Annotated in this window: 23 protein-coding genes and 1 tRNA gene; 11 read left to right on the top strand and 13 right to left on the bottom strand. The window is 72.0% G+C overall.

The window, feature by feature from the left end; genetic code table 11:
• Window positions 1-185: 185 nt before the first annotated feature.
• Window positions 186-3569: a S41 family peptidase gene (locus DY245_RS00235; RefSeq protein WP_128502311.1), complete on the top strand. Its 3384-nt coding sequence runs from the start codon at window positions 186-188 to the stop codon at window positions 3567-3569.
• Window positions 3570-3593: 24 nt separating this feature from the next.
• On the opposite strand, the gene DY245_RS00230 is transcribed toward DY245_RS00235, so the two are convergent.
• The gene (locus tag DY245_RS00230) at window positions 3594-4586 is read right to left on the bottom strand and encodes a helix-turn-helix domain-containing protein (protein ID WP_128502307.1); all 993 of its coding nucleotides are present in this window, start codon (window positions 4584-4586) and stop codon (window positions 3594-3596) included.
• A gap of 242 nt (window positions 4587-4828) precedes the next feature.
• Between DY245_RS00230 and DY245_RS00225 the strand changes: the two genes are divergently transcribed.
• On the top strand, window positions 4829-5458 hold the full coding sequence (locus DY245_RS00225; protein ID WP_128502306.1) for a hypothetical protein: 630 nt from the start codon (window positions 4829-4831) through the stop codon (window positions 5456-5458).
• Between the two features lie 276 nt (window positions 5459-5734).
• Here the strand turns inward: DY245_RS00225 and DY245_RS00220 are convergent, their stop codons facing one another.
• The 4 genes from DY245_RS00220 to DY245_RS00205 form a co-directional block, all read right to left on the bottom strand.
• Complete coding sequence (locus tag DY245_RS00220; RefSeq protein WP_128502305.1) at window positions 5735-5965, bottom strand: hypothetical protein; 231 nt, start codon at window positions 5963-5965, stop codon at window positions 5735-5737.
• Between the two features lie 115 nt (window positions 5966-6080).
• A complete protein-coding gene (locus DY245_RS00215) occupies window positions 6081-6962 on the bottom strand; it encodes an SDR family oxidoreductase (RefSeq protein WP_128502304.1) in 882 nt (293 codons plus the stop codon).
• A complete protein-coding gene (locus tag DY245_RS00210; RefSeq protein ID WP_128502303.1) occupies window positions 6959-7945 on the bottom strand; it encodes an alpha/beta fold hydrolase in 987 nt (328 codons plus the stop codon). The genes DY245_RS00215 and DY245_RS00210 overlap by 4 nt, the downstream gene beginning before the upstream one ends.
• The gene (locus tag DY245_RS00205) at window positions 7942-9468 is read right to left on the bottom strand and encodes a flavin-containing monooxygenase (RefSeq protein WP_128502302.1); all 1527 of its coding nucleotides are present in this window, start codon (window positions 9466-9468) and stop codon (window positions 7942-7944) included. Before DY245_RS00205 ends, DY245_RS00210 begins: the two co-directional genes overlap by 4 nt.
• A gap of 180 nt (window positions 9469-9648) precedes the next feature.
• Between DY245_RS00205 and DY245_RS00200 the strand changes: the two genes are divergently transcribed.
• A complete protein-coding gene (locus DY245_RS00200) occupies window positions 9649-10485 on the top strand; it encodes a MerR family transcriptional regulator (protein ID WP_244942735.1) in 837 nt (278 codons plus the stop codon).
• A gap of 25 nt (window positions 10486-10510) precedes the next feature.
• On the opposite strand, the gene DY245_RS00195 is transcribed toward DY245_RS00200, so the two are convergent.
• Window positions 10511-12301 carry an AfsR/SARP family transcriptional regulator gene (locus DY245_RS00195; RefSeq protein WP_244942734.1) on the bottom strand — a complete coding sequence of 597 codons (1791 nt, stop codon included), beginning with the start codon at window positions 12299-12301 and terminating at the stop codon, window positions 10511-10513.
• Between the two features lie 412 nt (window positions 12302-12713).
• Here DY245_RS00195 and DY245_RS00190 point away from each other — a divergent pair, with 412 nt between their 5' ends.
• A complete protein-coding gene (locus DY245_RS00190; RefSeq protein WP_128502301.1) occupies window positions 12714-13226 on the top strand; it encodes a stress protein in 513 nt (170 codons plus the stop codon).
• Window positions 13227-13342: 116 nt separating this feature from the next.
• On the opposite strand, the gene DY245_RS00185 is transcribed toward DY245_RS00190, so the two are convergent.
• Window positions 13343-14146, bottom strand: a complete 804-nt coding sequence (locus tag DY245_RS00185; RefSeq protein ID WP_128502300.1) for an exodeoxyribonuclease III — start codon at window positions 14144-14146, stop codon at window positions 13343-13345.
• Between the two features lie 66 nt (window positions 14147-14212).
• On the opposite strand from DY245_RS00185, the gene DY245_RS00180 reads away from it, so the two are divergent.
• The 7 genes from DY245_RS00180 (at window position 14213) to DY245_RS00150 (ending at window position 20443) form a co-directional block, all read left to right on the top strand.
• Window positions 14213-14695: a GNAT family N-acetyltransferase gene (locus tag DY245_RS00180; RefSeq protein WP_128502299.1), complete on the top strand. Its 483-nt coding sequence runs from the start codon at window positions 14213-14215 to the stop codon at window positions 14693-14695.
• 109 nt (window positions 14696-14804) lie between these two features.
• Window positions 14805-15737 carry an ABC transporter ATP-binding protein gene (locus DY245_RS00175; RefSeq protein ID WP_128502298.1) on the top strand — a complete coding sequence of 311 codons (933 nt, stop codon included), beginning with the start codon at window positions 14805-14807 and terminating at the stop codon, window positions 15735-15737.
• On the top strand, window positions 15734-16768 hold the full coding sequence (locus tag DY245_RS00170) for an ABC transporter permease subunit (RefSeq protein ID WP_128502297.1): 1035 nt from the start codon (window positions 15734-15736) through the stop codon (window positions 16766-16768). The genes DY245_RS00175 and DY245_RS00170 overlap by 4 nt, the downstream gene beginning before the upstream one ends.
• A 211-nt stretch (window positions 16769-16979) precedes the next feature.
• Window positions 16980-17375: a GntR family transcriptional regulator gene (locus DY245_RS00165; protein ID WP_128502296.1), complete on the top strand. Its 396-nt coding sequence runs from the start codon at window positions 16980-16982 to the stop codon at window positions 17373-17375.
• 196 nt (window positions 17376-17571) lie between these two features.
• Entirely contained in the window at window positions 17572-18360 is a 789-nt protein-coding gene (locus DY245_RS00160; RefSeq protein ID WP_128502295.1) for a MerR family transcriptional regulator, read from the top strand.
• A 156-nt stretch (window positions 18361-18516) separates the two neighbouring features.
• A complete protein-coding gene (locus DY245_RS00155) occupies window positions 18517-19785 on the top strand; it encodes a glycosyltransferase (protein ID WP_128502294.1) in 1269 nt (422 codons plus the stop codon).
• 109 nt (window positions 19786-19894) lie between these two features.
• Entirely contained in the window at window positions 19895-20443 is a 549-nt protein-coding gene (locus tag DY245_RS00150) for a M23 family metallopeptidase (RefSeq protein WP_128502293.1), read from the top strand.
• A 147-nt stretch (window positions 20444-20590) separates the two neighbouring features.
• Here DY245_RS00150 and DY245_RS00145 read toward each other — a convergent pair.
• The 6 genes from DY245_RS00145 to glp form a co-directional block, all read right to left on the bottom strand.
• Window positions 20591-20663: transfer RNA gene (locus DY245_RS00145), tRNA-Ala, on the bottom strand.
• Window positions 20664-20738: 75 nt separating this feature from the next.
• Window positions 20739-21782 carry a divisome protein SepX/GlpR gene (gene sepX / locus DY245_RS00140; RefSeq protein WP_128502292.1) on the bottom strand — a complete coding sequence of 348 codons (1044 nt, stop codon included), beginning with the start codon at window positions 21780-21782 and terminating at the stop codon, window positions 20739-20741.
• A gap of 151 nt (window positions 21783-21933) precedes the next feature.
• Window positions 21934-22548 (bottom strand): GNAT family N-acetyltransferase, encoded by a 615-nt coding sequence (locus tag DY245_RS00135; RefSeq protein ID WP_128502291.1) that lies wholly within the window; start codon window positions 22546-22548, stop codon window positions 21934-21936.
• A gap of 14 nt (window positions 22549-22562) precedes the next feature.
• Window positions 22563-23063, bottom strand: coding sequence for a MogA/MoaB family molybdenum cofactor biosynthesis protein (locus tag DY245_RS00130; RefSeq protein ID WP_128502290.1), 501 nt, complete (start codon window positions 23061-23063; stop codon window positions 22563-22565).
• On the bottom strand, window positions 23060-23542 hold the full coding sequence (gene moaC, locus DY245_RS00125) for a cyclic pyranopterin monophosphate synthase MoaC (protein ID WP_030413385.1): 483 nt from the start codon (window positions 23540-23542) through the stop codon (window positions 23060-23062). Before moaC ends, DY245_RS00130 begins: the two co-directional genes overlap by 4 nt.
• Window positions 23543-23601: 59 nt before the next feature.
• The gene (gene glp, locus DY245_RS00120) at window positions 23602-24918 is read right to left on the bottom strand and encodes a molybdotransferase-like divisome protein Glp (RefSeq protein ID WP_128502289.1); all 1317 of its coding nucleotides are present in this window, start codon (window positions 24916-24918) and stop codon (window positions 23602-23604) included.
• Window position 24919 lies beyond the last annotated feature (1 nt).

Here is a 24919-nt window from a genome sequence, read left to right as displayed (position 1 = left end):
GTGGTGGGTGGGGGTGGTGGGTGGGGCGCTCGCGGCTCCAGCCCCCTCAGCCCGTACGCGCATCACCAGGCCGAGTTGCCACCCGTACCCCCGCCCGAAACGATGGGTAAGTGAGCGATGCACCCGAGGCCGTCGGGCCTCGCCCGGAGCCGGACCACACCAAGCCACGCGGCCGGCTGCGCCGCATGCCGGTCACACCGGGGCCGCCACCCGGCTCGTATCTGCGCTATCCGCATCTGCACGGCGAGCTGCTCTGCTTCGCCGCCGAGGACGACCTGTGGGTGGCGCCGATCGCCCCGGACGGCCAGGAGCCCGGCCGCGCCTGGCGGCTGACCGTCGACCGGACCCGCATCGGCCACCCCCGCTTCTCCCCCGACGGGCAGCACATCGCCTTCACCACCTGGCGCAGCCTCGACCCGGAGATCCATCTCGCGGCGGTCGACGGCGGCCCGGCCCGCCGGCTGACGTACTGGGGCAGCACGGACGCCCGGGTCTGCGGCTGGACGCCCCCCGACCACGAGGGCCACACCCAGATCCTCGCGGTCTCCTCGCACGGCCAGCCGTTCTCGTACTACTCGTGGGCCTACAGCCTGCCCACCGACGGCAGCCCCGGCGGCAAGCTGCCCTGGGGCCCGGTCTCCGACATCGCGGTCGCCGACATCGAGGGCGAGCGCCGCACACTCCTGCTCAGCGGCAAACCGCCGCACGAACCCGCCTCCTGGAAGCGCTACCGGGGCGGTGCGATGGGCCGGATGTGGCTGCACGGCACCCGGCTGATGCCGGAGCTGTACGGGCACCTGGACTCGGTGATGTTCGTCGACGGACGGATCGCGTTCCTCTCCGACCACGAGGGCATCGCCAATGTCTACTCCTGTCTGCCCGACAGCACCGATCTGCGCCGGCACACCGACCACGACGACTTCTACGCCCGGCATGCCTCGACCGACGGCTCGCGCATCGTCTACCAGTGCGCCGGCAACATCTGGTTGCTCGACGAGCTGAGCGCGGACTCCGTACCGCGCAAGCTGGCGGTGCGCCTGGGCGGCCCGCGGGCCGGCCGCCGCAGCTATCAGATCCCGGCCGCCTCCCACGTCGCCTCGGTCGCGGTGGACTCCACCGGGCGGGCCAGCGCGGTCGGCGTACGCGGCAGCCTCTACTGGCTCACCCACCGCGACGGCCCGGCCCGGACCATCCACGACACCCCGGGCGTACGGGTCCGGCTGCCCGAAATGCTGGGCACCACCGGCCGGATCGCCTACGTCACCGACGCCGAGGGCGATGACGCCATCGAGATCACCAACCTGCCGCGGGCCAGCGCGCCGGGCGAACCGCGCCGGCTGGCCGCCGGCGAGCTGGGCCGGGTCCATGAGGTGACCTCCTCGCCGGACGGCGAACGCCTCGCGGTGGCCGCGCACGACGGCCGGCTGCTGCTGGTGGACGTGACCCTCCCGGAGGCGGGAGAGGCCGAGGCGGGAGAGGCCGGGGACGGAGAGGCCGGGGACGGAGAGGCCGAGGAGGGCACGGCCGCCGGTGGTGTCACCGAGCTGATCCGCTCCACCAACGGCCCGGTCCGCGACCTGGCGTTCTCCCCCGACTCGCGCTGGCTGACCTGGTCGCACCCCGGGATCGGCCGTTCGCTGCGGCAGATCAAGATGGCCCGGCTGGCCGACCGGCACATCCTGGACGTCACCAACGGCCGGTTCGAGGACGAGCAGCCGGTCTTCACCCGCGACGGCCGCTACCTGGCGTTCCTGTCGTGGCGCGGCTTCGACCCGGTCTACGACGTGCACACCGGCGATCTGTCCTTCCCGCTGGGCTGCCGCCCCTACCTCGTACCGCTGTCGTCGGCGACCCCCTCCCCCTTCGCGCTGTCCCCGGAGGGCCGGCCCGCGGCGGGCGGCCTGGACCCGGACGAGAACCCTCCGCCGCCCGGAGAAGGGCCGGTGCTGGTGGAGGTGGAGGGGCTGGAGAACCGCGTCACGCCCTTCCCGGTCGCGGCGTCCAAGTACTCCTCGCTGGAGCCGGTCAGCGGCGGCGGGCTGGTCTGGCTGCGCTGGCCGATCTCCGGCGCACTGGGCGAGACCTTCGCCGATCCCGACAAGACCTCCGGCAAGCCCACCCTCGAACACTTCGACCTGACCAAGGCACGGCGCACCGAACTCACCAGCTCCCTGGAGGAGTTCGCGCTCAGCGGCGACGGAACGCGGCTGGTCGTCCATGACGAGGGCGAGCTGCGCGCGGTGCCGGCGACCGAGCCGCCGGACAGCGATTCGACGGTCTTCCTGGACCTGCGGCGCATCCTGCACGACGTGGACCCCGCGGCGGAGTGGCGCCAGGCGTTCGAGGAGGCGGGCCGCCTTGTCCGGGCGTACTTCTGGGAGCCGGGGATGTGCGGCATCGACTGGGACACGGTGCTCGCGCAGTACCGGCCGCTGCTCGAACGGGTCGCCTCCCCCGACGAGTTCGCCGACCTGCTGCGTGAGGTGCTGGGCGAGCTGGGCACCTCGCACGCCTATGTCGCCGGCGCCCGGCGCAACGAGGGGCCGCCGCACTACCAGCGCGCCATGGGCCTGCTCGGCGCCAACTTCGTCTGCCGGGACGGCCGTTGGGTGGTGCAGCGGATCCTGCCCGGTGAGTCCTCGGACTCCAAGGCCCGCTCCCCGCTGGCCGGTACGGGCATCCGCGAGGGCGCGGCGCTCACCCATGTCGACGGCCGCCCGGTGGACCCGGTGGCCGGCCCGTCTCCGCTGCTGTCCGCGGCCGGCAACACCACCGTCGAGCTGACCTTCTCACCGGCCGAGGGCAACGGCCATGCGCGCCGGGTCGCGGTGGTCCCGCTGGTCGACGAGCGGCCGCTGCGCTACCAGGACTGGGTGGCCAAACGCCGCGCGGTGGTACGGGAGTTGAGCGGCGGCCGGTGCGGCTATCTGCACATCCCCGACATGGGCGGCTCGGGCTGGGCGCAGTTCAACCGCGATCTGCGGATGGAGGTCTCGCGGCCGGCGCTGATCGTGGACGTACGGGGCAACGCGGGCGGCAATATCTCCGAGCTGGTGATCGAGAAGCTGACCCGCACCATCATGGGCTGGGATCTGACCCGCGACGCCGAGCCCGTCTCGTACACCAGCAATGCGCCGCGCGGCCCGGTCGTGGCGGTCGCCGACGAGATGACCTCGTCCGACGGCGACATGATCACCGCGGCCTTCAAACTGCTGGGCCTGGGTCCGGTGGTCGGCATGCGCACCTGGGGCGGGGTGGTCGGGATGACCGGCCGGCACCGGCTCGCCGACGGCACCACGATCACCGTCCCGATGAACGCCGCGTGGTTCCGGCTCTACGGCTGGGGCGTGGAGAACCACGGCGTCGAGGTCGACATCGAGGCGCTGCGCTCCCCGCTGCACTGGGCCGAGGGCCGGCATCCGCAGCTGGGCGTGGCGATCCGTACGGCGCTGGAGCTGCTGGAGCGGCATCCGGCGGCGACGCCTCCGGATCTGTCGGACGTACCGGACCTCCGGCGGCCCGCGCTGCCGCCGCGGAGCGGGGACACGGCCGAGGCGGCCGGCGCCTGACCCTACGCTCGGCCGCCGGGCCGCTCATGCCGGGCCGATCAGGAACTTCTGGTCGTCGGCCCCGGTGCAGGGCCGCGCCAGCGCCGTGACGCCGGACCCGCCACCGCCGAGGGCGAGGCACCGGTCGCCGTCGCTCAACCGCAGCCGGTACACCGCCCCACCGGAGCCCGCGCGCCCGCCCACCGCTTCGATACGGAACACCTGCGCGGGCCCGCCCGCCGTGCAGTCGTCCCACGGCTCCAGCAAACCCGCCACACCCGGCTCGCGCAGCAGGACCAGACAGCCCTTCCCACCCTTGTCGGGATGCGTCCACTGGATGCGGTGGAGCCCGGCTCCGGCCGCCGTCAGATGCGTATGCGGCGGCACCGCCTCCGTACAGGGCCGCTGCACGGCGACCGTGTGGTACGCGTGCGCCCGCTGCACCCGCCCGTCCGTCAGGCACAGATCCGGAGCCCGCAGCGGACGGATGCGGACCTCGCCCGTGGGCAGCGTCGCGGCGGCCGCCGCCTCGGGCCGCACCCCGCCGTCCCCGACCAGCAGCCGCACTCCCAGGGCAAGCAGCAGCGCGGCGAGCGCGGCGGCAGCGATCATCAGCGCTCTGCGCTTCCGGTACGGGCGGTGGCCCGGCGGGTCCGGTACGGGGACGTCGGGCCCCTCGCCGGTGGCGGGCCGCGCGTCGGCGGCCGACGGCTGCTCCGCCGCGTCCGTCGCCTCCCGTGCGGCCTCCCGCGCCGCGATCCGCTGCCGCGCCGCGCGCCACTCGCCGACCTCGTCCTCCGGACGGCCGCACGCCCGGACGAACGCGGTCAGCACCTCGTCCCTCGGCAGGGTGTGCCGGCGCAGTACATCGGCGAGGGTGCTGCGGGCGAGCACCTCGCCCCGCTGGGCCGCCCGTTGTTCCAGCTGACGGTAGGTCAATCCCGCTGCGTTCTTGAGCCGTTGCATCAGCTCGACGAGTGCGGCCGCATCACCGGCCGCCCGTGGGCATAAGCCGTCGGTATCCCCCGTACTTCCCATGCGAGCCATTGAACCGCTGCCCGGCCGCGGCCACAACACCCGCTCGCGTCAGCCCGGACAACGCCCTTCACTCCCCCGGACACGGCCCGGCACCCCCTTTGACCTGCCCGGACATCCACGGCATGTCCGGACCGGCCGATCCCCCTTGCCGGACACCATCCACCCCAGCATCGTCATGTCCTGCCCGGCCGGCACCGCCCGGCACCGCACCAACGACCGCACACACAACGGGAGATATTCCGATGGGAATCCGTCACCGGATCATTCCGCTCGCCGCCGCACTGGCGCTCACCGGCGGCCTCGCCGCCACCGAGGCGGCCCCCGCGCTGGCCGCCCACCCGGCGCCCGGGCAGACCGCCCAGGCGGCCGCGGCCGGCGGTACGTACCTCTCCTTCGACAAGAACCAGAGCAACCCGAGCAACTCAACGCTCTACCTGATGAAGAGCGTCCCGAACGCCCGGGACAAGGTGCTCGCCAAGTACCGCGCGGGCTCCGGCAACGGCGGCCGCAACGGCAAGAACGAGTGCGCAAGCATGCAGGGCTGGCTACCCAACGGCAACTACCGGGTGCTCGCCCACACCAAGCACCACAACGGCGGGGCCAGGGGCATCAACGGGTACGCGATCCAGGTGCAGGACAAGGTGTGCAGGAACGGCCGGACCAAGCGCACCGAGCTCTTCGTGCACAGCGAGATGAAGCCCAACGGCACCCAGGGCGCCCGGCAGCCCGGCCGGGACAACCCCTACCGCTGGGACGGCACCAACGACTACTACTCGCTGGGCTGCATCAAGCTGACCCCGGCCCACATCAAGAACCTCTTCTCCAAGGCCGCGCACTACGGCTGGCCGAAGAGGCTCAAGGTCGTCAACTGACCTTGTAGCAGGCGGGGTTACGGGGGTCCGCAGGGGTCACGGGGGACCTGCGGAACACGGGGGAAACCCGCGGAACACGGGGGAACACGGGGAAACTGGTGGGGCGCACCCGGTCGACCGGATGCGCCCTTCACGCATGGCGCGTACGTCGCCACGCGNGAAACCCGCGGAACACGGGGGAACACGGGGAAACTGGTGGGGCGCACCCGGTCGACCGGATGCGCCCTTCACGCATGGCGCGTACGTCGCCACGCGTGCCGTTCAGAACGTGCCACGTCAGCTCTGGAAGCGACCCTCGGCGTCGTCCAGCGCGTCCTGAGCGGTCCGACGGCCCTGCTGGCCGCGGTCACGCTGCGGGTCGCGCTCCTGGCCACCCTGGCGACGGCTGCGCTCCTGCTCCTCGCGCCGGCTGCGCTCGTTGGCGTCGTCGCGAGCGCTGCCCATGGCCTTGTTGGCCTGGTTCTTGAGCTCGTTGGCCTTGTCCTCGAACTGGTCCTTGATGCCCATGCTGTTCACTCCTAGTGGGGTGTAGGGGGGGTTGGGCCTCGACCAGCGTGACACGCCCGGACATTGCTCGCATTTCGATCACGAACGACTACACTCCGTGACGAAAGAGGTTGCCTCAGCGGTCCGCGCGTGCCTTCTCGTCGGCCTCCCCGCCCGCGCCGACCAGCCCCACCCGCATCCCGTCCAGCCGGTCCCCGAACCGCCGCATTTCGCGCTGGCCCACCGACCCGATGACCGCCGGCAGATACCCGCGCAGCGACTGCATCCCGCGCAGCCACCACTGCCCGTAGACATGCGCCGAGCGGCGCTCGATGCCCGCGACGATCCGGTCGACGGCGGGGCCCAGTGGATAGGTCTTGTTCGACGGCCAGGGCAGCCGGGAGCGCAGCTCGCGCATGATGTCGTCCTGGTCGGCGCCGCGCACCATGTCGGTGTCGGTCCAGCTCAGATAGCCGACGCCGACCCGTACGCCCCGGTGGCCGACCTCGGCGCGCAGACTGTGTGCGAACGCCTCGACGCCCGACTTGGACGCGCAGTACGCGGTCATCATCGGCGCCGGGGTGATCGCGGCCAGCGAGGCGATCTGCAGGAAGTAGCCGCGGGACTCCATCAGTACGGGCAGGAAGGCGCGGCCGGTGACCGCGCCGCCTATGAGGTTGACCTCGATGACCCGCTTCCAGGCGACCGGGTCGGAGTCGACGAACGGGCCGCCGGTCGCCACCCCGGCGTTGGCGACGACCACATCGACCTTCCCGAAGCGGTCCTTGACCTCGCCCGCGACCCGGGCCATCGCCTCGTGGTCGGTGACATCGGCGTGCCAGTGGTGCGCCGGGCCGTGCAGCGCGGCCGCGACACCGCGCAGTTCGTCCGGCTCCAGACCGACCAGCGCCAGGGTGGCGCCGCGCGCCGACAGCTTGCGGGCCAGCAGCGCACCGACGCCGCGCGCCGCACCGGTCACGACGACGACCTGCCCCTGCAAGCTCCTGTTCGTACTCATGCCGTCTTCTCCTTCTTCTGCCGCTTGCCCCCGGGGGCTTCGGCGGGGGCCGCGGCGGCGTCGGTGCCGGGCACCCGCAGATGGTCCTGTACGAGTGCCCGCAGCCGTCCGGAGACCGCGCCCGGGTCCTCGATCGGCGTCATATGTCCCAGCCCCGGCAGTTCGGTCAGGCCGCGGCAGTCGGGGAGTACGGAGGCCATCCGGCGGGCGTGCACGAGCGGCGTGAGCCGGTCGGCGGTGCCCGCGATGACCGCGGTCGGCATCTCCAGCTTGCTCACCCCGCCTGTCAGCTCCAGACCGGCCAGCACATTGCCCCAGCGGGCCCGTACGCCCGCCGGGCAGGCGTGCACGATGCGCGCGCAGGCCTCGATCTGCTCGGCGGTGGACCCGGCGCCCATGGTGGCGTACTTCAGGGCGCGTTTGGCGAGCGGTGACACGGGGCCGAGCGGGGCGCGTGAGCGCAGCATCAGCCGGTGCGCAAGGCGCCGCCCCTGCGGGCTGCGGAGCGCGAACACCCGTGATTCGGCGGGCAGATCGGCGCTGCCGGTGCTGCACAGCAGGGCGGCCGCGGCCCGCTCGCGCAGCTGCGGACGCTCGGCGGCGGCCATGATCGTCATACCGCCCATGGAGTGGCCGCCCACGACGGCGCGTTCGCCCGGCTCCAGGGCCGCCTCCAGTACGGCGACCAGGTCGTCGGCGAGGGCATGGGTGCTGTGGCCCGCCGGACCGGGGGCCGGGCTGCGGCCGTGCCCCCGCTGGTCGTAGACGACGACCTTGTGGTCGGCGGCCAGATCGCGGACGACCGGGGCCCAGAAGGCGGTCGAGCAGGTCCAGCCGTGTGCCAGGACGACGGCGGGGGCGTGCTCGGGCCCGTGGATCTCGGCGTACAGCCGGGCACCGTCGGCGGAGGTGACGGTCAGCGTGGTGCGCGGCACCGGCGGGGCGTACGGACCACTCGTGACATGCGCGGGCCGGCGGCTCATGCGGCCACCTCCGCCGGCGCGGCGACGGGCGCGGTGACCGGCTTCCTGGGTGGCCTGAGCACTTCGTACTCGGCGAGATCGACCTGCCGGGTCACCTTCTTGAACTCCGAGGTCGTGCCCGGCCAGACGGTGGTGTTGCGGCCGTTCGCGTCCAGGTACCAGCTGTCGCAGCCGCCGGTGTTCCACACCGTGCGCTCCATCCGCTGCTGGAGCTTGCGGTTCCACTCCTTCACCGCGGACGGCCGGGCGCTGAGCGCGATCTTGCCGCCGAGGATGTCCAGTTGCCGCATGAAGTCCCCCAGGTAGTTCAGCTGCGCCTCGATCATCAGGATCATCGAGCTGTTCCCGAGGCCGGTGTTGGGCCCGATGATGGTCAGGAAGTTCGGGAACCCGGCCGCGGTGGCACCCCGCAGCGACTCCATCCCGTCCTTCCACTCCTCCGCCAGCGTCGTGCCGTCGGCCCCCGTGACGCGCTGCGCGATCGGCATGTCCGTCACATGGAATCCGGTGCCGAAAACGATCGCGTCGGCCTCCGCCTCGCTCCCGTCGGACCCCACCAGCGTGCTGCCCCGCACCTCCTTCAGCCCGGCCGCCACGACGTCCACATTCGGCTGCGCCAGCGCGGGGTAATAGGTGTTGGACAGCAGGATCCGCTTGCACCCGATGCGGTAGTCGGGCGTCAGCGCCGCCCGCAGCGCCGGGTCCTTGACCGCCTTCTTCATATGGTTCTTGGCCAGGTACTCGATCGGTCCCAGCTCGTTGGGGCGCTTGGTGAACGCGCTGACCTGCAGTTCCCTGATGCCCCACAGCAGACCGCGGCGCGCGGCCCGGGTCACCGGCAGCTTGGTGTGCAGCCATTTCTCGGCCGCGCTGATCTTGCGGTCGGCGCGCGGCAGCACCCAGGGCGGGGTGCGCTGGAAGAGCGTGAGGCGCTCCACGTCCGGCTGGATGGCCGGGACTATCTGGATCGCGGACGCCCCGGTGCCGATCATGGCAACGCGCTTGCCCCGCAGGTCGTAGTCATGGTCCCAGCGCGCGGAGTGCGAAACCTTGCCGGGGAAGCTGTCCAGCCCCGGAATGTCGGGAACCTTGGGATCCGACAGCGGCCCGGTCGCGGAGACGACCACATCCGCCGTCAGCGGCCCGCTCGCCGTCTCGACCTCCCAGTGCAGCTCCTCGCCGTTCCACCGCAGGCTGTGCACCTCCGAGTTGAAGCGGAGGTGCGGACGCAGTCCGAAGGTGTCCGTCACCCGCTCCAGGTACGCGCGGATGTGCGGCTGCCCGGAGAAGTTCCGCGGCCACTGTGGGTTGGGTGCGAAGGAGAACGAGTACAGATGCGAGGGCACATCGCATGCGCACCCCGGATAACTGTTGTCCCGCCAGGTGCCGCCCACCGAGTCGGCCCGCTCCAGGACCACGAAGTCGGTGATTCCCTGGCGCCGCAGCCGTACCGCCGCCCCCAGTCCACCGAAACCCGATCCGATCACCGCCACCCGCACATGCTTGTGCTCGCGCTCGGCCATCCCTCCGCCTCCCGAGTTCGACGTTCTTCACTGCATCTTTCCGGCCCCAATTGCGCCAGCAATCACTGGCACAGTTGGGAGAGTAGGGCAGCTACGTACCGAGCGGTAGGGGTCGCGCGGCACGAGTTACCGCCGGTCGCACCCCGGCCCGGTGTCATCTCCCCGGCATAGGCTGACCCCGTGGCAGCGAACGAGAACACCGAGGACGAGCGCGCGGAACCCACAGCCCACCCCCGCCCCGCGCGCGAATTCCGCATGGCCGACCTGGCCGAGGAAGCCGGCATCACGGTCCGTACGCTGCGCTTCTACCGCGAGCGCAAGCTCATCCCACCACCGCGCCGCGAGGGCCGGATCGCCTGGTACAACGAGCACCACCTCGCCCGCCTGCGCACCATCGGCGCCCTCCTGGAGCGCGGCCACACCCTCGGCGGCATCGCCGAACTCCTCTCCGCCTTCGAATCCGGCCGCGACGTGGGCGAACTCCTCGGCCTGCAGAACCCCTTCGTCCCGCCCTGGTCCGAGGAGACCCCGGTACGCCTCACCCCCGAGGAACTCGCCGACCACTTCAGCCAGGACATCACCGCCGAGAACCTCACCGCGTCCCTGGACATCGGCTATCTCGCCGTGGACGGCGACGAGTTCGTCCACATCAGCCGCCGCCTCCTGGACGCCTCCACCGAACTCGTCCACAAGGGCATCCCGCTGGCCGCCGTCCTGGAAGCCGGCCGCCGGGTACGCGCCCACGCCGACGCCCTCGCCGACATCTTCACCACCCTCATCCGCACCCACGTCCTCACCGACGTCCTCGAACGCGCCGGCACGGGCGAACCCCCCACGCCCCAAGAGGTCCACCACATAGCCGAGACCATCGAAAACCTCCGCCCCCTGTCCAAGGGCGTGGTCGAGGCCGAACTCTCCATGGCCATGGACCGCCGCGTCCGGGCGGAACTGGCGGAGTGGCTGCGGGAGCAGGGGGAGAAGGACGGTCAGGGGGAGAAGGACAAGCAGGGCCCGTAACCGCCGGGCGCCGGACGGCCCCGGCTCAGCCGAGCCACGGCCGGGGCTGCGCGAAGTGCTCCAGCAGGCGCCGTACGGCGAGGTCGCGATCGGCCCGCGGCTCCTCCGACGCGGCGAGCTGCGCGGCATAGATGCGCACCAGCTCGGCCCGCACGAAGTGCCCCTGGACCTGCTCTTCGAGAAGGTGGACGTCACACAGCTCGGCGAGGTGACGCCGGGTGCGCTCCACGTCCCGTCCGGCCAGTGTCGCGGCGGCGTGGACACCCACACAGGGGCCGGGGTGCAGCCCGAGAAGGCGGAAGAGCCGGGCGGCACCGCTCGACAGCGCCCGGTAGCTGAGATAGAGGTTGGCCTCCATGGACAGATCGGCATCGTGGGTGGACAGCTCCCGCAGCTGACGGCGCTCATCGGCCAGCTTCTTCGTCCAGCACCCCAGTGACCATTCGGGATGGGCCATCAGCCGTGCCGCGGCGATCCGCAGCGCCAGCGGGAGTCTGCCGCATCGCTCGACGAGTGCCTCGGCCGCCGCTTTGTCCGCCTCGATGCGCTGCCGCCCCAGCGCATTGCCCAGCAGCTGCAGGGCATCGCCGCGGGCGAGCGGCCCCACCGTGACCAGGACGGCCCCGTCACGGATCACCAGCCCGCTCAGCCGCCTTCGGCTGGTCACCACGGCCAGACAACCCGGCGTCGCGGGCAGGAGCGGGCGCGTCTGGTCGGCGGTTCCGGCATTGTCCAGCAGGACGAGCATCCGCCGTCCGGCGAGCTGCGAACGGTAGAGCGCCGCCCGCTCCGTCACGGAATCGGGGATCTTCGCTTCCGGGACCCCCAGGGCCAGCAGAAACGTCGACAGAACGGTGCCCGCCCGCATCGGCGGACGCTCGAAGCCCCGCAGATCGGCGAAGAGCTGTCCGTCGGGGAACTCGGCCTTGAGCCGGTGCGCCCACTGCACCGCCAGCGTGGTCTTGCCGGTCCCGCCCCCGCCCGCGAGCACCACACAGTTCGGTCGCGGTACGCGGTCCAGATGCTGGTCCAGCACCGCGAGCTCCCGTGCCCGGCCACAGAAGTCCACGATTTCGGGCGGCAGTTGGGCGATCCGGGGCGGCAGGGCCGGCCGGTGACCGGACACGTACGGCGCGACGGGCGGCGGCGCGGCCGGCGGACGGGCGGGCGCATACGGCGCGGCGGCGCTGCTCCCGCCGAGCACCGCCAGGTAGGCCTCGCTGAGCGCCGGACCGGGATCGATGCCCAGCTGGTTCTTCAGGCGCCTGCGGGCCCGGTGGTAGTGGTCGAGGGCCTCGGCCTGCCGGCCGCTCGCCTGCAGGGCGCGCATCAGCAGCGCGGTCAGCTCCTCGTGCAGCGGATCCTCCGTGATCCACGAGGTCAGCTCCGTGACCAGCTCCCCGTACCGGCCGAGCATCAGCAGCTTCGCACCGAGCTCTTGCAGCGCGGCCACCCGCGCCTGGGCCAGGCCGACGCCCAGCGTCCGGCGCACCCGGTTGCCGGGCACATCCGCCAGCGCATCGCCACGCCACAGCCCAAGGGCCTGGCGCAGCATCGCGACCGCGGTCCATGGCTCGGCCTCCCGGGCGCCGGAGACCAGGTCCTTGAACCGGCGGACGTCCACCGCGCACGGATCGGCGACCAGGACGTACCCCTGTCCCCGCGTGGCGAGCTCGGCATGGCCGGCCAGCAGCTGCCGCAGCCGGTGCACATGGTTGTGGACCACGCCTCTCGCGCGGACCGGCGGATCCGCGTCCCAGGCCAGGTCGATCAGCCTGTTCACAGGGATCACCTGATTGACCTCGCTGATCAGCACGGCGGCCACCGTGCGTATGCGACCCGCCCCCAGACTCAGTAGTCGGCCATTGTTCAACTCGATTTCAACCGGCCCTAGTAGCCGCAACTGAATCATCGCGCCCTCAAGTGCATGCTGCCGAACGAGCGGACAGCGAACCCCGCCTTTTTCAGCAAAGACCACATGGGGGAACACAGGGTTCCGTTTTACTCCCCCGCTCTCACTATATGGACATGGTCTGTGAATTGACGGAAAGTCAGCGGAGCATGCGGACCCCATGAGCACGATGTGAGCAGATCGTGAGCGAGGCGGCTGAACATCGTTCCTGTGCCGGTCGCAGCGGCAATCCCCTGGCGGCTGCCCGGACCAGATCTCCGACACCCGAGACCAGTCGGGTGCCGGAGGACTTCCATCCGACCCATGGAGGAGAACCATGTCCACGAAGAACCTGGTGAAGAAGGGCCTTGCCACGGCAGCCCTGTGCGCCGCACTCACCGCAACGGGTGCCGCCTTCCCGGCAACGGCGATGGCCGCCCCGGCCGCTGCCGCGGCGGCGGCGGGTGATTCGCCGGTCAGCGTCGGCGCCAACGCCAACCTGAACTTCAATGTCGACGTTCTCGGCATAGCCAACAAGATCGAGGCGTCGATCAAGACCGCCCAGAATCGCGAGGGCTTCGTCAAAAACCTTATGGAGTCCGCGTTCTACGCGAGCGGCCAGCGCTACAACGTGATGGTCCACAACCTCAGCCAGGGGTATGAGGAGCACCTCAACGGAGTCCAGGCCTACGGCTCCGCCACCTACGACGGTGTGGTGTACGGAATCTGGGTGTTCGAGGACGGCGAGTTCACGAACAAGGGCGACGGCGGCTACATCAACTGGGCCTTCAAGGGCCTGTGGGAGCGCCCCAACAACGGTGGCTACGTGAAGTTCTTCCGCGCCGCCTGATATTCGTCAGCACAACTGACACGCCACACCCCCCGGTGACGGCCCGTCGAAACCCGGCGGGCCGTTCCGCATTCCCGGCCGCCCCCTCCCGGCCCCCGGAGGCGCCCACAAACCGCCTAGAGATCAAATGCAACCGTCACGGGCGCATGATCGCTCCACCGCTGGTCATAACTGGCCGCCCGCTCCACATACGCCTTGACCGCCTTGGACGCGATACCAGGGGTGGCGCAAATGAGGTCGATCCGCCAGCCCGCGTCATTGTCGAAGGCGCGGCCCCGGTAGGACCACCATGAGTACGGGCCCTCGGTGTCCGGGTGGAGGGCACGGACGACGTCCACATAGCCGCCGTGGGTCTCGTCGAGGACATCGGTCAGCCAGGCGCGCTCCTCGGGGAGGAAGCCGGACTTCTTCTGGTTGGCCTTCCAGTTCTTGAGGTCGGCCTCCTGGTGGGCGATGTTCCAGTCGCCGCACACCACGACCTCCCGGCCGTCGGCCGCGGAGCGCTGGCGCAGCTCGACGAGGTACGGCAGGAATTCCGCCATGAAGCGTTCCTTCTCGTCCTGGCGCTCGGTGCCGACCTCGCCGGAGGGCAGATAGAGACTGGCGACGGTCACCCCGGGCAGGTCCGCCTCGGCGTACCGGCCGCTGGCGTCGAATTCCGACGAGCCGAAGCCGATCTGGACGCGGTCCGGCTCCCGCCGGGTGTAGAGCGAGACACCGGCCCGGCCCTTGGCGGCGGCCGGGGCGTGCACGGTGTGCCAGCCCGCCGGCTCGCGCACCTCCTCCGGCAGCTGGGCGGTCTCGGCCCGTACCTCCTGCAGGCACAGCACATCGGCCGCGGTCTCCGCCAGCCACGGGACGAAGCCCTTCTTGGCCGCGGCGCGCAGCCCGTTCACATTCGCAGAGGTCACGGTGAGCATCCGGGCACGATACCCATCCCCGGACCTCGTCGCGTCGCCCACCCGCTCACCCGTACGATTTCTGGAATGGAGATACGCCCCGTCCGCTATGACCACCCCGACGCGGTCACGCTCGACGCACTGGTCCAGCAGGAGTACGTCCGGCGCTACGGCGACGGCGATATGACGCCGCTGGACCCGGCGATGTTCGCCCCTCCGAACGGTACGTATCTGATCGCGTACGGCGAGGGCCGGCCGCTGGCCACCGGCGGGTGGCGGCTCCAGGAGGACGTGAACGAGGGATACGCCACAGGCGACGCCGAGATCAAGCGGATGTTCGTGGTCCCACAGGCGCGCGGGCGGGGGCTGGCCCGGCGGATCCTGGCCGCCCTGGAAGCGGATGCGCGGGCCGCGGGGCGTTCCCGCATGGTGCTGGAGACCGGCATCAAGCAGCCCGAGGCGCTGGAGCTGTACGCCTCCAGCGGCTACGTGCCGGTGCAGAAGTTCGGTCTTTACCGGACGTATGAGGACAGTCGGTGCATGGCGAAGTCGCTGGTGAGCGTGGGCTGAGAGAACGGGGCGCCGAGCGGGCGCCCCTGGCCGTCCCCCTTTGTTGACAGGGATCCGGGCCGCTCTCCATACTCATTCCACTAATCAACTAGCTAAAGGGGGGATCCGGGTGAGCGAGCCGAGCCCGTGGGCCATCGAGGCCGAAGGACTGGGGAAGAAGTACCGTCGCGGCTGGGCGCTGCGGGACTGCTCCTTCCGGCTCCCCGCCGGCCACATCTGCGCACTCGTCGGCCCCAACGGCGCGGGCAAGAGCACCTTCCTGAGCACCGCGACCCGGCTGGTGCAGCCCACCACCGGGACCCTGAAGCTGTTCGGTGTGCCGGTCTCCGACCCGGCCGTCCTGCAGAGGGTCGCCTTCCTCGCGCAGGACAAGCCGCTCTACCCGCGCTTCACCGTGGCCGAGACCCTGCGGCTCGGCCGCGAGCTGAACCCGCGCTGGGACCAGGCGCTGGCCGAGCGGATCGTGCGCTCGGGAAATGTGCCCTTCACCGCCCGGATCGGCACCCTCTCCGGCGGTCAGCGCACCCGTATCGCCTTCGCCCTCGCCTTCGGCAAACGACCCGAGCTGCTGCTGCTCGACGAGCCGATGTCCGACCTCGACCCGCTCGCCCGGCACGAGCTGTCCGGCCTGCTGATGGCCGAGGCCGCCGAGCACGGCACGACCGTACTGATGTCGTCCCACATGCTCTCCGAGATGGAGGTCATGTGTGACTACCTCCTCGTCCTCGCCGAGGGCCGGCTGCGGATGGCCGGCCAGACCGAGGAGCTGGTGCCCGCGCACCTGCTGGTGACGGGCGTGGCCAGTGGCGACGACGGGGTGCCCGAGGAGCTGCGGCGGCAGCACACGGTGGTCGAATCCAAGGTCACCGGGCGGCAGTTCACCGCACTGGTGCGGCCGGGCGGCCCGCTCTCCGACAGCTGGGAGACGCTGTCGCCGAGCATGGAGGAGGTCCTGCTGGCCTATCTGCGCTCGCCCGACGCGCCCACCCTGATCGCCGACGAGGCCCGGATCGACGGCGGGCAGCAGGAGGCCGCCGCATGAGCGCGAACAGCACCGCCGGCCCTGCCGACACCCGTCGCACCACGAGCGCCACGGCCGCGGCGAGCGGCCCCGTCGAGACGGCCGCCCCCCGCCGCGGCCTGCCGCGCGGCCTGGCCTGGCTGGTCTGGCGCCGGCACCGCACCCTCCTGCGCACCGGCCTGCTGGTGACCGTCGTGGGCTGCGCGCTCTTCGCCTACCAGCGCATCGGCGTCATGGACTTCCTGCACACCAAGGGCTCCTCGCCGGGCGCGGACGGACGGCTGCTCACCGACTTCCAGAGCAACTTCGGCCCGATGTTCAACAGCGACACCCAGTACCTGCAGTTCCTGCCCTTCGTCGTCGGCGTCTTCCTCGGCGCACCGCTGATCGCGGGTGAGCAGGAACGCGGCACCATCAGGCTGGTCACCACCCAGTCGGTGAGCCGCGGCCGCTGGATCGCCGCCACGCTCGGCCTGCCGCTGGCCGTCGCGGTGCTGTGCACCACCCTGCTGTCGGCCGCCTTCACCTGGCTCTGGTCGCCGGCCCATGAGCTGGTGATGAGCGGCGACTGGCTGCAGAGCGGTGCCTTCGAGAGCACCGGCCCGATCCCGGTCGCCAAGACCGTGTTCCTGACCGCCTGCGGCATCGCCCTCGGCATGCTGATCAAGCGGGTGGTGCCGGCGATGGCGGCCACCGCGGTCTTCGCCGCGGCCACCTCCGTGATCTGGTCGGAGAAGGTACGCGACCACCTCGGCACGCTGCGCAGCGTCACCTACCCGTACGACGGCGGCGGCCCCGACCTGCCGCCCAGCTCCGTACGGATCGACGACTGGGTGTCCACCGCGGACGGCAAGCTCTACGGCTTCGGCACCTGCGTCAACGGCGACACCACGGCCTGCCGGGCCAAGCTGGGCATCGTCAACCGGGTGACCCAGTACTTCGACTACGCGCAGATGCCGGGGATGCAGTGGCTCGGCGCGGGGATCCTGCTGGCGCTGGCCGCCGTAGTGCTCGCGCTGGTCGTGTGGCGGGCCCACAGGCGGCCGCTCTGAACGGCGAGGCGCGCGGCGACGGGTGCGGGCGGCGCGGACGGCCGCCCGAGGGGCCGTCCTGTACGCGGCACGCCCCGGGCGGCGCTTTGACACCCGGCACCGGCCGCCCGATCATCAAGCGGTCGGGCAGCGCGGTGCAGGTCGCGCCACGGGCCGCGGTACAGGTGACGGCCCGTGCGGAAGAAGCCGCGGAAGCGGAAGAAGCAGAGAGGTGGTGAGCGTCGTCGAGTTCCGGATCGATCGCCGCAGCGGCGTCGCCACCTACCTCCAGATCGTCCAACAGGTCCAGCAGGCACTGCGGTTGGGCATCCTGGTGGAGGGCGACCGGCTGCCGACCGCGGCGCAGGTCGCCGCCACGACCAAGGTCAACCCCAATACGACCCTCAAGGCGTACCGCGAACTGGAACGCGAGGGCCTGGTCGAACCACGCCCCGGCCTCGGCACGTTCGTCAGCCGCACGCTCGCCCGCCCCGACTCCGCCGCGGACGCCCTGCTGCGCGAGGAACTCCGCTCCTGGATGCAACGGGCCCAGGCGGAGGGGCTGGACCGCGAGGATGTCCAGGCGCTGCTGAATTCGGTACTACAGGAACGCTATCCGGACGCCTGAGCCCCGCCCCGGGCCCGTCGGCGTCCGCCGCGGAGGCCCGTCCGGCCGGTCTCCGGCCCCGGCCCCCGCTTGACCCTCACCCAACGTCAGGCCACACCCTGAACGACGGACGGCACGCACCGCACCACCGGCGGCACCACCACCGGCAGGGCGGTACGACCGCACGACCGCAGATCACGGGATGAAAGGCGCTGCGATGGGCTACTCGGTCGGGCAGGTCTCCGGCTTCGCGGGGATCACGGTGCGCACCCTGCACCACTACGACAAGGCCGGTCTGCTCTCCCCCAGCGACCGCAGCCCCGCCGGCTACCGCCTCTACAGCGACGCCGACCTGGCCCGGCTGCAACAGATCCTCTTCTACCGGGAGCTCGGCTTCCCGCTCGACGAGATCGCCACCATCCTGGAGGACCCCCAGGCCAACGTCCTCGACCATCTCCGCGCCCGGCACCGGCTCCTCAACGACCAGATCACCAAGCTGCGGCGGCTGGTCGAGGTCGCCGAGCAGGCCATGGAGGTCCAGCAGACCGGGGTGGAGCTGACGCCCGAGGAGCGGTTCGAGGTCTTCGGCGAGGTGGCCTTCGACCTGAGTTACGCAACCGAGGCCCATCTGAAGTGGCAGCACAGTGAGGGCCACCAGCGCTCGATGGCACGGGCCGCGGCCCACTCCAAGGAGGACTGGGCGAAGATCATGGCCGAGGCCGCCGAGTGGCGCCGGCGGCTCACCGCCGCCTTCGACGCCGACGAACCGGCGGACGGCGAGCGCGCGATGGACCTCGCGGAGGAACACCGCCGGCACATCACCCGCTGGTTCACCCCGTGCCCCACCGACATGCACGGCCGGATCGCCGACGACTTCGCCGCCGACCCCCGCGCGTTCGCCCTGGTGGTGCCGCCCACCGAACAGCGCCCCGGCCTCGCGCCGTACCTGCGCACCGCGGTCCACGCCAACGCCGTACGCCGGTCCGACGCCGCCGGCGAAGCCTGAGCGCCGCACCCGCATCACCACCGGGCCTGCACGCCCCCCGAACACACCCTCACCCGGGCCTCCACGCCCCCCCGAACACACCCTCACCCGCACCACCGCCGCGGCCCACCCATGCCCGCCGCGGGGCGCCCCGCCCTACCCGAAAGCCACCCGCCCATGACGAAGATCCTGATCACCGCCGCCGGATCGTACGGCGACATCGCCCCGTACACCGGCGTGGGCGCCCGCCTCCGCGACGCCGGCCACGACGTCGCCCTCGCCACCCATGACGCCTACGCGCCCCTCGTCCAAGCCGCCGGCCTGGAGTTCCGCCATCTGCCGGCCGACCCCCGAGCGTCCCGCCCGGCCCCCGGCCCGCGCCCGCGCAGCGCCTCCCCCGACAGCAAACGCGACCTCATGCGCAAGGCCGCCGCCTTCATCCGGGAGCTCGGCGGCGGAATCGCCGACGCCGCCCGGGACGACACCGAACTCCTGCTGCTCTCGACCACCACCGCCCCGCTCGGCCGGCACCTCGCCGAGGCGAGGGACATCCCGTCGCTGGGCCTGTCCCTTGTGCCCAACGCCCCCACCGGCGACTTCGCCCCGGTCGTCGGTGGCGCGAGGTCCCTCGGCCGCTGGGGAAACCGCACCGCCGGCCGCCTCTCCCTCCGTATCGTCGACCGCCTCTTCAAGGACGCCACCCGCGACCTGCGCACCCGCCTCGGCCTGCCGCCCGCCACGCCCCGTACGGTCCGCCGCCGCGCCGAAGCGGCCCTCTGGCCGGTCCTGCACGGCTTCAGCGAGGTCCTGGTGCCCCGGCCCGCGGACTGGCGCACCGGCCTGGACGTCGTCGGGAACTGGTGGCCCTGGCACGCCCCGGATGCCCAACTCCCGCCCGCCGTCGAGGACTTCCTCGCCGCCGGCCCGCCCCCGGTCTTCATCGGCTTCGGCAGCATGGCGGGCGGCGAGGGCGAGCGCCTGAGCAGCCTCGCGGTACGCGCCCTGCGCCGCGCCAAGGTCCGCGGCATCCTCCAGTCCGGCTGGGCCGGCCTCACCACGGAGCACACACGGCAGGACCCCGACATCCTCACCGTCGGCGAAGTCCCGCACGCCCTCCTCTTCCCCCGCATGTCCGCCGTGGTGCACCACTGCGGCGCCGGCACCACCGCCGCGGGTCTGCGCGCGAAAGTCCCCACCGTCCCGGTCCCGGTCACCGCCGACCAGCCCTTCTGGGCCGCCCGCCTGGCGTCACTGGGCGCCGCCACCACCCCGATCCCCTTCAAGGACCTCGCCGCCGACGACGCCGTCACGCGCCTGGCCGACGCCCTCACCAAAGCCACCACCGACCCCGCCCACCGCGACCGCGCCACCGAGGCCGCCCACCGCCTCGCCACCGAGGACGGCACCGGCGCGGTCACCGAAGCGGTCGCCCGCCTGACAACCTGAGCCAACCGCACCCGAACAACCAGGCACACCGGCCGGGAAACACCCGATCGGCGGCCCTGTGCCCCGCCCCGGGATGCGACCGCCCGCCACAAGGCGTGGGCTCGCAACTATGACCACGTTCCGCAAAAGCACCCCGCTGCGCAGAATGCTGCTCCGCGCCATAACGCAGGCGGCCCTGGGCTCCGTCCTCACCCTGGCGGCATCCCAGGCGGCCCACGCTGCCACCGTCGGCACCTGGACCCACCCGGTGCCCACCCACTACCGCATCAGCTCGCCCTACGGCGTACGCGGCACCTGGCAGGCCGGTCACCACACGGGCATCGACCTCGCCGTCCGCGCCGGCACCCGGGTCGGATCCGTCGGCGCCGGCACCGTCGTCCTCGCCAAACGGTCAGGCGCCTACGGAAAGGCCGTCACGATCCGGATGAACGACGGCCACTACACCCTCTTCGGCCACCTCTCCCGCATCACCGTCCACCGCGGCCAGAAGGTCCGCGCCCGCACCCGCCTCGGCTACACCGGCGCCACCGGCCGCGCCACCGGCCCCCACCTCCACTTCGAGGTACGCACCAGCCGCCACTACGGCTCGGACATCAACCCCCTCACCTACCTCGCCCAACACGGCGTCCGCCTGACCTCCCACACCCTCGCCCGCTGACCCCCACAACGGCCAGGCACACAGGGCCGCATACGCAAGGACGCAGGTGCTCAGGTCGGTGGAGCGGCGCCTCGTTGCTGTACTTCGCTGCCGTACGACGCGAAAAAGCCCCCACCGGATCATCCCGGAGGGGGCTTTGACGTGCTGTGGACCTGAGGGGATTCGAACCCCTGACCCCCTCGTTGCGAACGAGGTGCGCTACCAGCTGCGCCACAGGCCCTTGCGACGAGAGAAACTCTAGCATCTCGGTCGTGGTGCTCGGAAATCGCTTCCGGTGCTGGTCAGCGGAGGGCCGTCACTCGTTCGCCGCGCGCGGGCGGTCCTCGTTCTCGTACTGGTCGAAGAGGGGGGTGCGGCCGCGGGTGCGGCGGCCGGGGGCGGCCGGGCGGTCCTGTGCGGTGTCGGGGTGGGGGTGGTCGGGGGCGGCGCTGGAGCGGGCGGAGCTCCAGGCGTCCTCGGCGTCGAGGTCGACATGGCTGGTGGCGCGGGGGGCGACCGGGGCGGTGACGTAGGTGGGGAGCGGGACCGGGACCGGCTCCCAGCTGCCGGCGGCGGGGCGCGGGCGTTCGCGTTCGCGCTGCTGGTCGACCCACTCGGCGTGGTCGGTCTCCTCGACCAGGGCGCGGCGGCCGGCGGTGTGGGCGGGCGTGGCCGGGCGGGACGGTTCCGGGGCGGCGTCGGCGGGGGCGTCAGCGCGGACGTCGGCCGGGTGGTCGTCGGCGGGCGGCTGGACGGCCGCCTGCTGAGGGCGGGACCTGCCTTCCCGCAGTCGTTGCGCTGCCGCCTCCGCCTTGCGCTGGTCCATGGTGAAGGTGAACCGGCGGCGCTCTTGGGCGCGCAGATAAATGATGTAGGCGGTGAGGAGCAGCGCGGGGAGGGCGGGGGCCCAGAGGAAGGGGATGCCGCCGACCGCGGCGACGATGGCGCCGACGGTGAAGGCGAGGAAGAGGACGGTGATGGTGCGCCGGCGGCGGGCGAGGACCTTGGCTCGCTTGGTCCGCTCGGCGGCGGAGGGGCGCGGCGGGGCGGCCTGCACGCGGGTGTGGGAAGCCTCGATGCCGTCCGGCGGAGCGGGGTCGGCGAAGGACCGGGCGGCGGCCGCGTCGGCCGTGGCGTCCGGGCCCGGTTCGTCACCCGCATCGTCGGCGGGGTACTCCCCGTGCTCCTTGTCGTAGCGGCGCTGCATGGCCGCGCGTCCGGACAGCAGCCGGATGGCGGTGCTGAAGCGCTCGGTCGGACGGGCCTCGTTGAGCTCATCCTGTCTACGGAGCCACATCGGCACCAAGTAGGCGGCCCAGGCCCCGACGATGACTGCGTAGATGAGGCCGCTGCTTCTCACAACTCACACGGTAGAGGGGTTTGCATGGGGCCATCCGCCAATTGGGCCGGTGTGTCGCACGATCTGGCTGATATCTCGAACTTTTTTGTGATGGTAGAGATCGGCACCCCCGCCAATCCGGTCAATTCGCGAAGGCATTCGAACATTTATTTTATTTGTGGGGTGTGCCTGGGGTGCTGGGTTTCTCCCGGCGCCAGCGGTTGAGCAGGCCTTCGGCCGCCTCTTCCGCCGTGAGGGCGAAAACCGCATGGTCGCGCCAGGCGCCGTCGATGTGGAGATAACGCGGTCTGATGCCCTCTTCGCGAAAGCCGAGTTTCTCGACCACCCGTCGGCTGGGGATGTTCTCCGGCCGAATGCAGATCTCGATGCGGTGCAGTCCCACGGTGCGGAAGCAGTGGTCGACGGCGAGCGCGACGGCGGTCGGGATGACGCCGCGGCCGGCGACTTCCTGGTCGACCCAGTAGCCGACATGGCCGGAGCACATGGAGCCCCAGGTGATGCCGGCGACCGTCAGCTGGCCGACGAGCCGGCCCTGGTATTCGACGACGAACGGCAGCATCCGGCCGGCGTGCGCCTCGGCGCGCAGATGGCGGACCATCTGGCGGTACGTCGGCCGGTGTGGCGGGGCGACGCCGGGCGGGGGCGGTGGGATGGTGGCTTCCCAGGGGCGCAGCCAGTCGCGGTTGCGGCGGTTGACCTCGCGCCAGGCCCGCTGGTCGCGCAGCTTTATCGGGCGGAGGGTGACATCACCGTCCGTCAGGACCACCGGCCAGGGCGCGTTCAGTTCGGGCTCCCGGAAGAGCGGGGATGGTCGCCGCCGCGGATCTGGTCGACGGCGTGCGGCAGGAGGTCGGCGAGTACGGCGAGGCCGTCGCGGACCCCGCCGGTCGAGCCGGGAAGGTTGACGATCAGGGTCGTACCGGCGACGCCCGCCAGGCCGCGGGAGAGCGCGGCGGTGGGGATCTTCGTACGGCCGGCGGCGCGGATCGCCTCGGGGATGCCGGGGACCTCGTAGTCGAGGATCCGGCGGGTGGCCTCGGGGGTGCGGTCGGTGGGCGAGACGCCGGTGCCGCCGGTGGTGAGGACGACGTCGTAGCGGGCTTCGACGGCCGCGCGCAGGGCGGCCGCCACCGGGTCGCCGTCCTCGACGACCTGCGGCCCGTCGACCTCGAAGCCCATGGCCGCCAGGCCCTCGGCGAGCAGCGGGCCGCCCTTGTCGGCGTAGACGCCGGCCGCGGCGCGGTTGGAGGCGGTGACGACCAGGGCGCGGGCGGGTCTCATGACCGGCTCCAGTCGCCGGACTTGCCGCCGGTCTTCTCCTCGACCCGGATGTCGGAGATCACCGCGGCCTTGTCGACGGCCTTGATCATGTCGACGACGGTGAGGGCGGCGACGGAAACGGCGGTCAGCGCCTCCATCTCGACGCCGGTGCGGTCGGTGGTCTTGACCGTGGCCGTGATCTCGACGGCTTCGTCGGTGACCGAGAGGTCGACCTTCACCCCGGAGACGGCGAGCGGGTGGCAGAGCGGGATCAGCTCGGGGGTGCGCTTGGCGCCCATGATGCCGGCGATCCGGGCGGTCGCCAGGGCATCGCCCTTGGGCATGCCCTCGCCCCGCAGCAACTCGATGACCTGCGGTGATACCAGGACGCGGCCGCGGGCCCGGGCCGTGCGGGCGGTGACGTCCTTCGCGGAGACGTCGACCATCCGCGCCGCGCCCGCCGCGTCGAGATGGGTGAGGTGTTGCTGGCCGCTGCTCATCGTTCTCCCGGTCCAAACTGCCGCCTGTGGGACGACACCGTACCCCCGGCGGCGACGGGCTACCCGAGCAGGACGACGTCCACCGCTCCGCCCTCGGCGACCTCGGTGACGTCCTCGGGGACGATGATCAGCGCATTGGCGTGCGCCATGGCCTTGATCAGGTGGGAGCCGGCGCCGCCGACCGGGGTGACCGTGCCGGCGTCGGGGTCGTAGGAACCGCGCAGGAACTGCCGCTTGCCCTTGGGCGAGGAGGCGATGGCGTCGGTGCAGCGGGCGGGGGTGGTGGGGCGGTGGATCCCGGGCAGGCCCATGAGGGCGCGGATGGCGGGGCGTACGAACAGCTCGAAGGAGACGTACGAGCTGACGGGGTTGCCGGGCAGGGCGAGCAGCGGGATGCGGTCGGGGCCGATGAGGCCGAAGCCCTGGGGCTTGCCGGGCTGCATGGCGAGCTTGCGGAACTCCACCTGCCCCTCCTCCCCGGAGAGGCCGGCCAGGGTCTCCTTGACCACGTCGTACGCGCCGACGCTGACGCCGCCGCTGGTGACGAGGATGTCGGCCCGGATGAGCTGGTCCTCCAGTGTGGAGCGCAGGGTCTCGGCGTCGTCGGCGACGGCGCCGACGCGGTAGGCGATGGCTCCGGCGGCGCGGGCGGCGGCGGTGAGCTGGAAGCTGTTGGAGTCGTAGATCTGGCCGGGGCCCAACGCCTCGCCGGGCTGGACCAGTTCGCTGCCGGTCGACATCACCACGACGCGGGCGCGGGGGCGTACCCGGACCGTGCCGCGGCCGATGGCGGCGAGCAGTCCGATCTGGGACGGGCCGAGCACCGTGCCCGCCGCCAGGGCCGGCTCGCCCGCGCCGACGTCGCTGCCGCGGGCGCGGATGTGGGCTCCGGCGGCCACCGGGCGGTGGACCAGGACCTCGCCGCCGGCGTCCTGGGGGGCGGCGCTGTGGGCGCGCATCGTGGCGGCCGGTCCCTCGCCCGTGCCGCCGTCGGTCCACTCGACGGGGACGACGGCGTCGGCGCCGGGCGGCACCGGGGCGCCGGTCATGATGCGGGCGGCCTGGCCGGGGCCGACCTCGGGCAGCTCACCGCTGCCCGCCGCGACATCGCCGATGACGGTCAGGGCGACGGGCGCCCCTTCCGCGGCGCCCGCGACATCGGCGACGCGGACGGCATAGCCGTCCATGGAGCTGTTGTCGAAGGGCGGCAGGGCGACGGGGACCGTGATGTCCTCGACCAGGACGCAGCCCTGGGCGTCCGGGAGCTGCAGCTCGATCGGGTCGAGCGGTTCGATCTTCGACAGGACGTCGTCGAGATGCTCGGCCACCGACCAGACGCGGTCCGGGTGGCTGGTCTGGCCGGTGGCGGGGTTCAAC

Origin of the sequence: Streptomyces inhibens, assembly GCF_003389455.1 — a bacterium.
Lineage (GTDB): Bacteria > Actinomycetota > Actinomycetes > Streptomycetales > Streptomycetaceae > Streptomyces > Streptomyces inhibens.
Note: the sequence above shows the minus strand (reverse complement) of the source record. Positions and strands in the feature narration are given on the sequence as shown.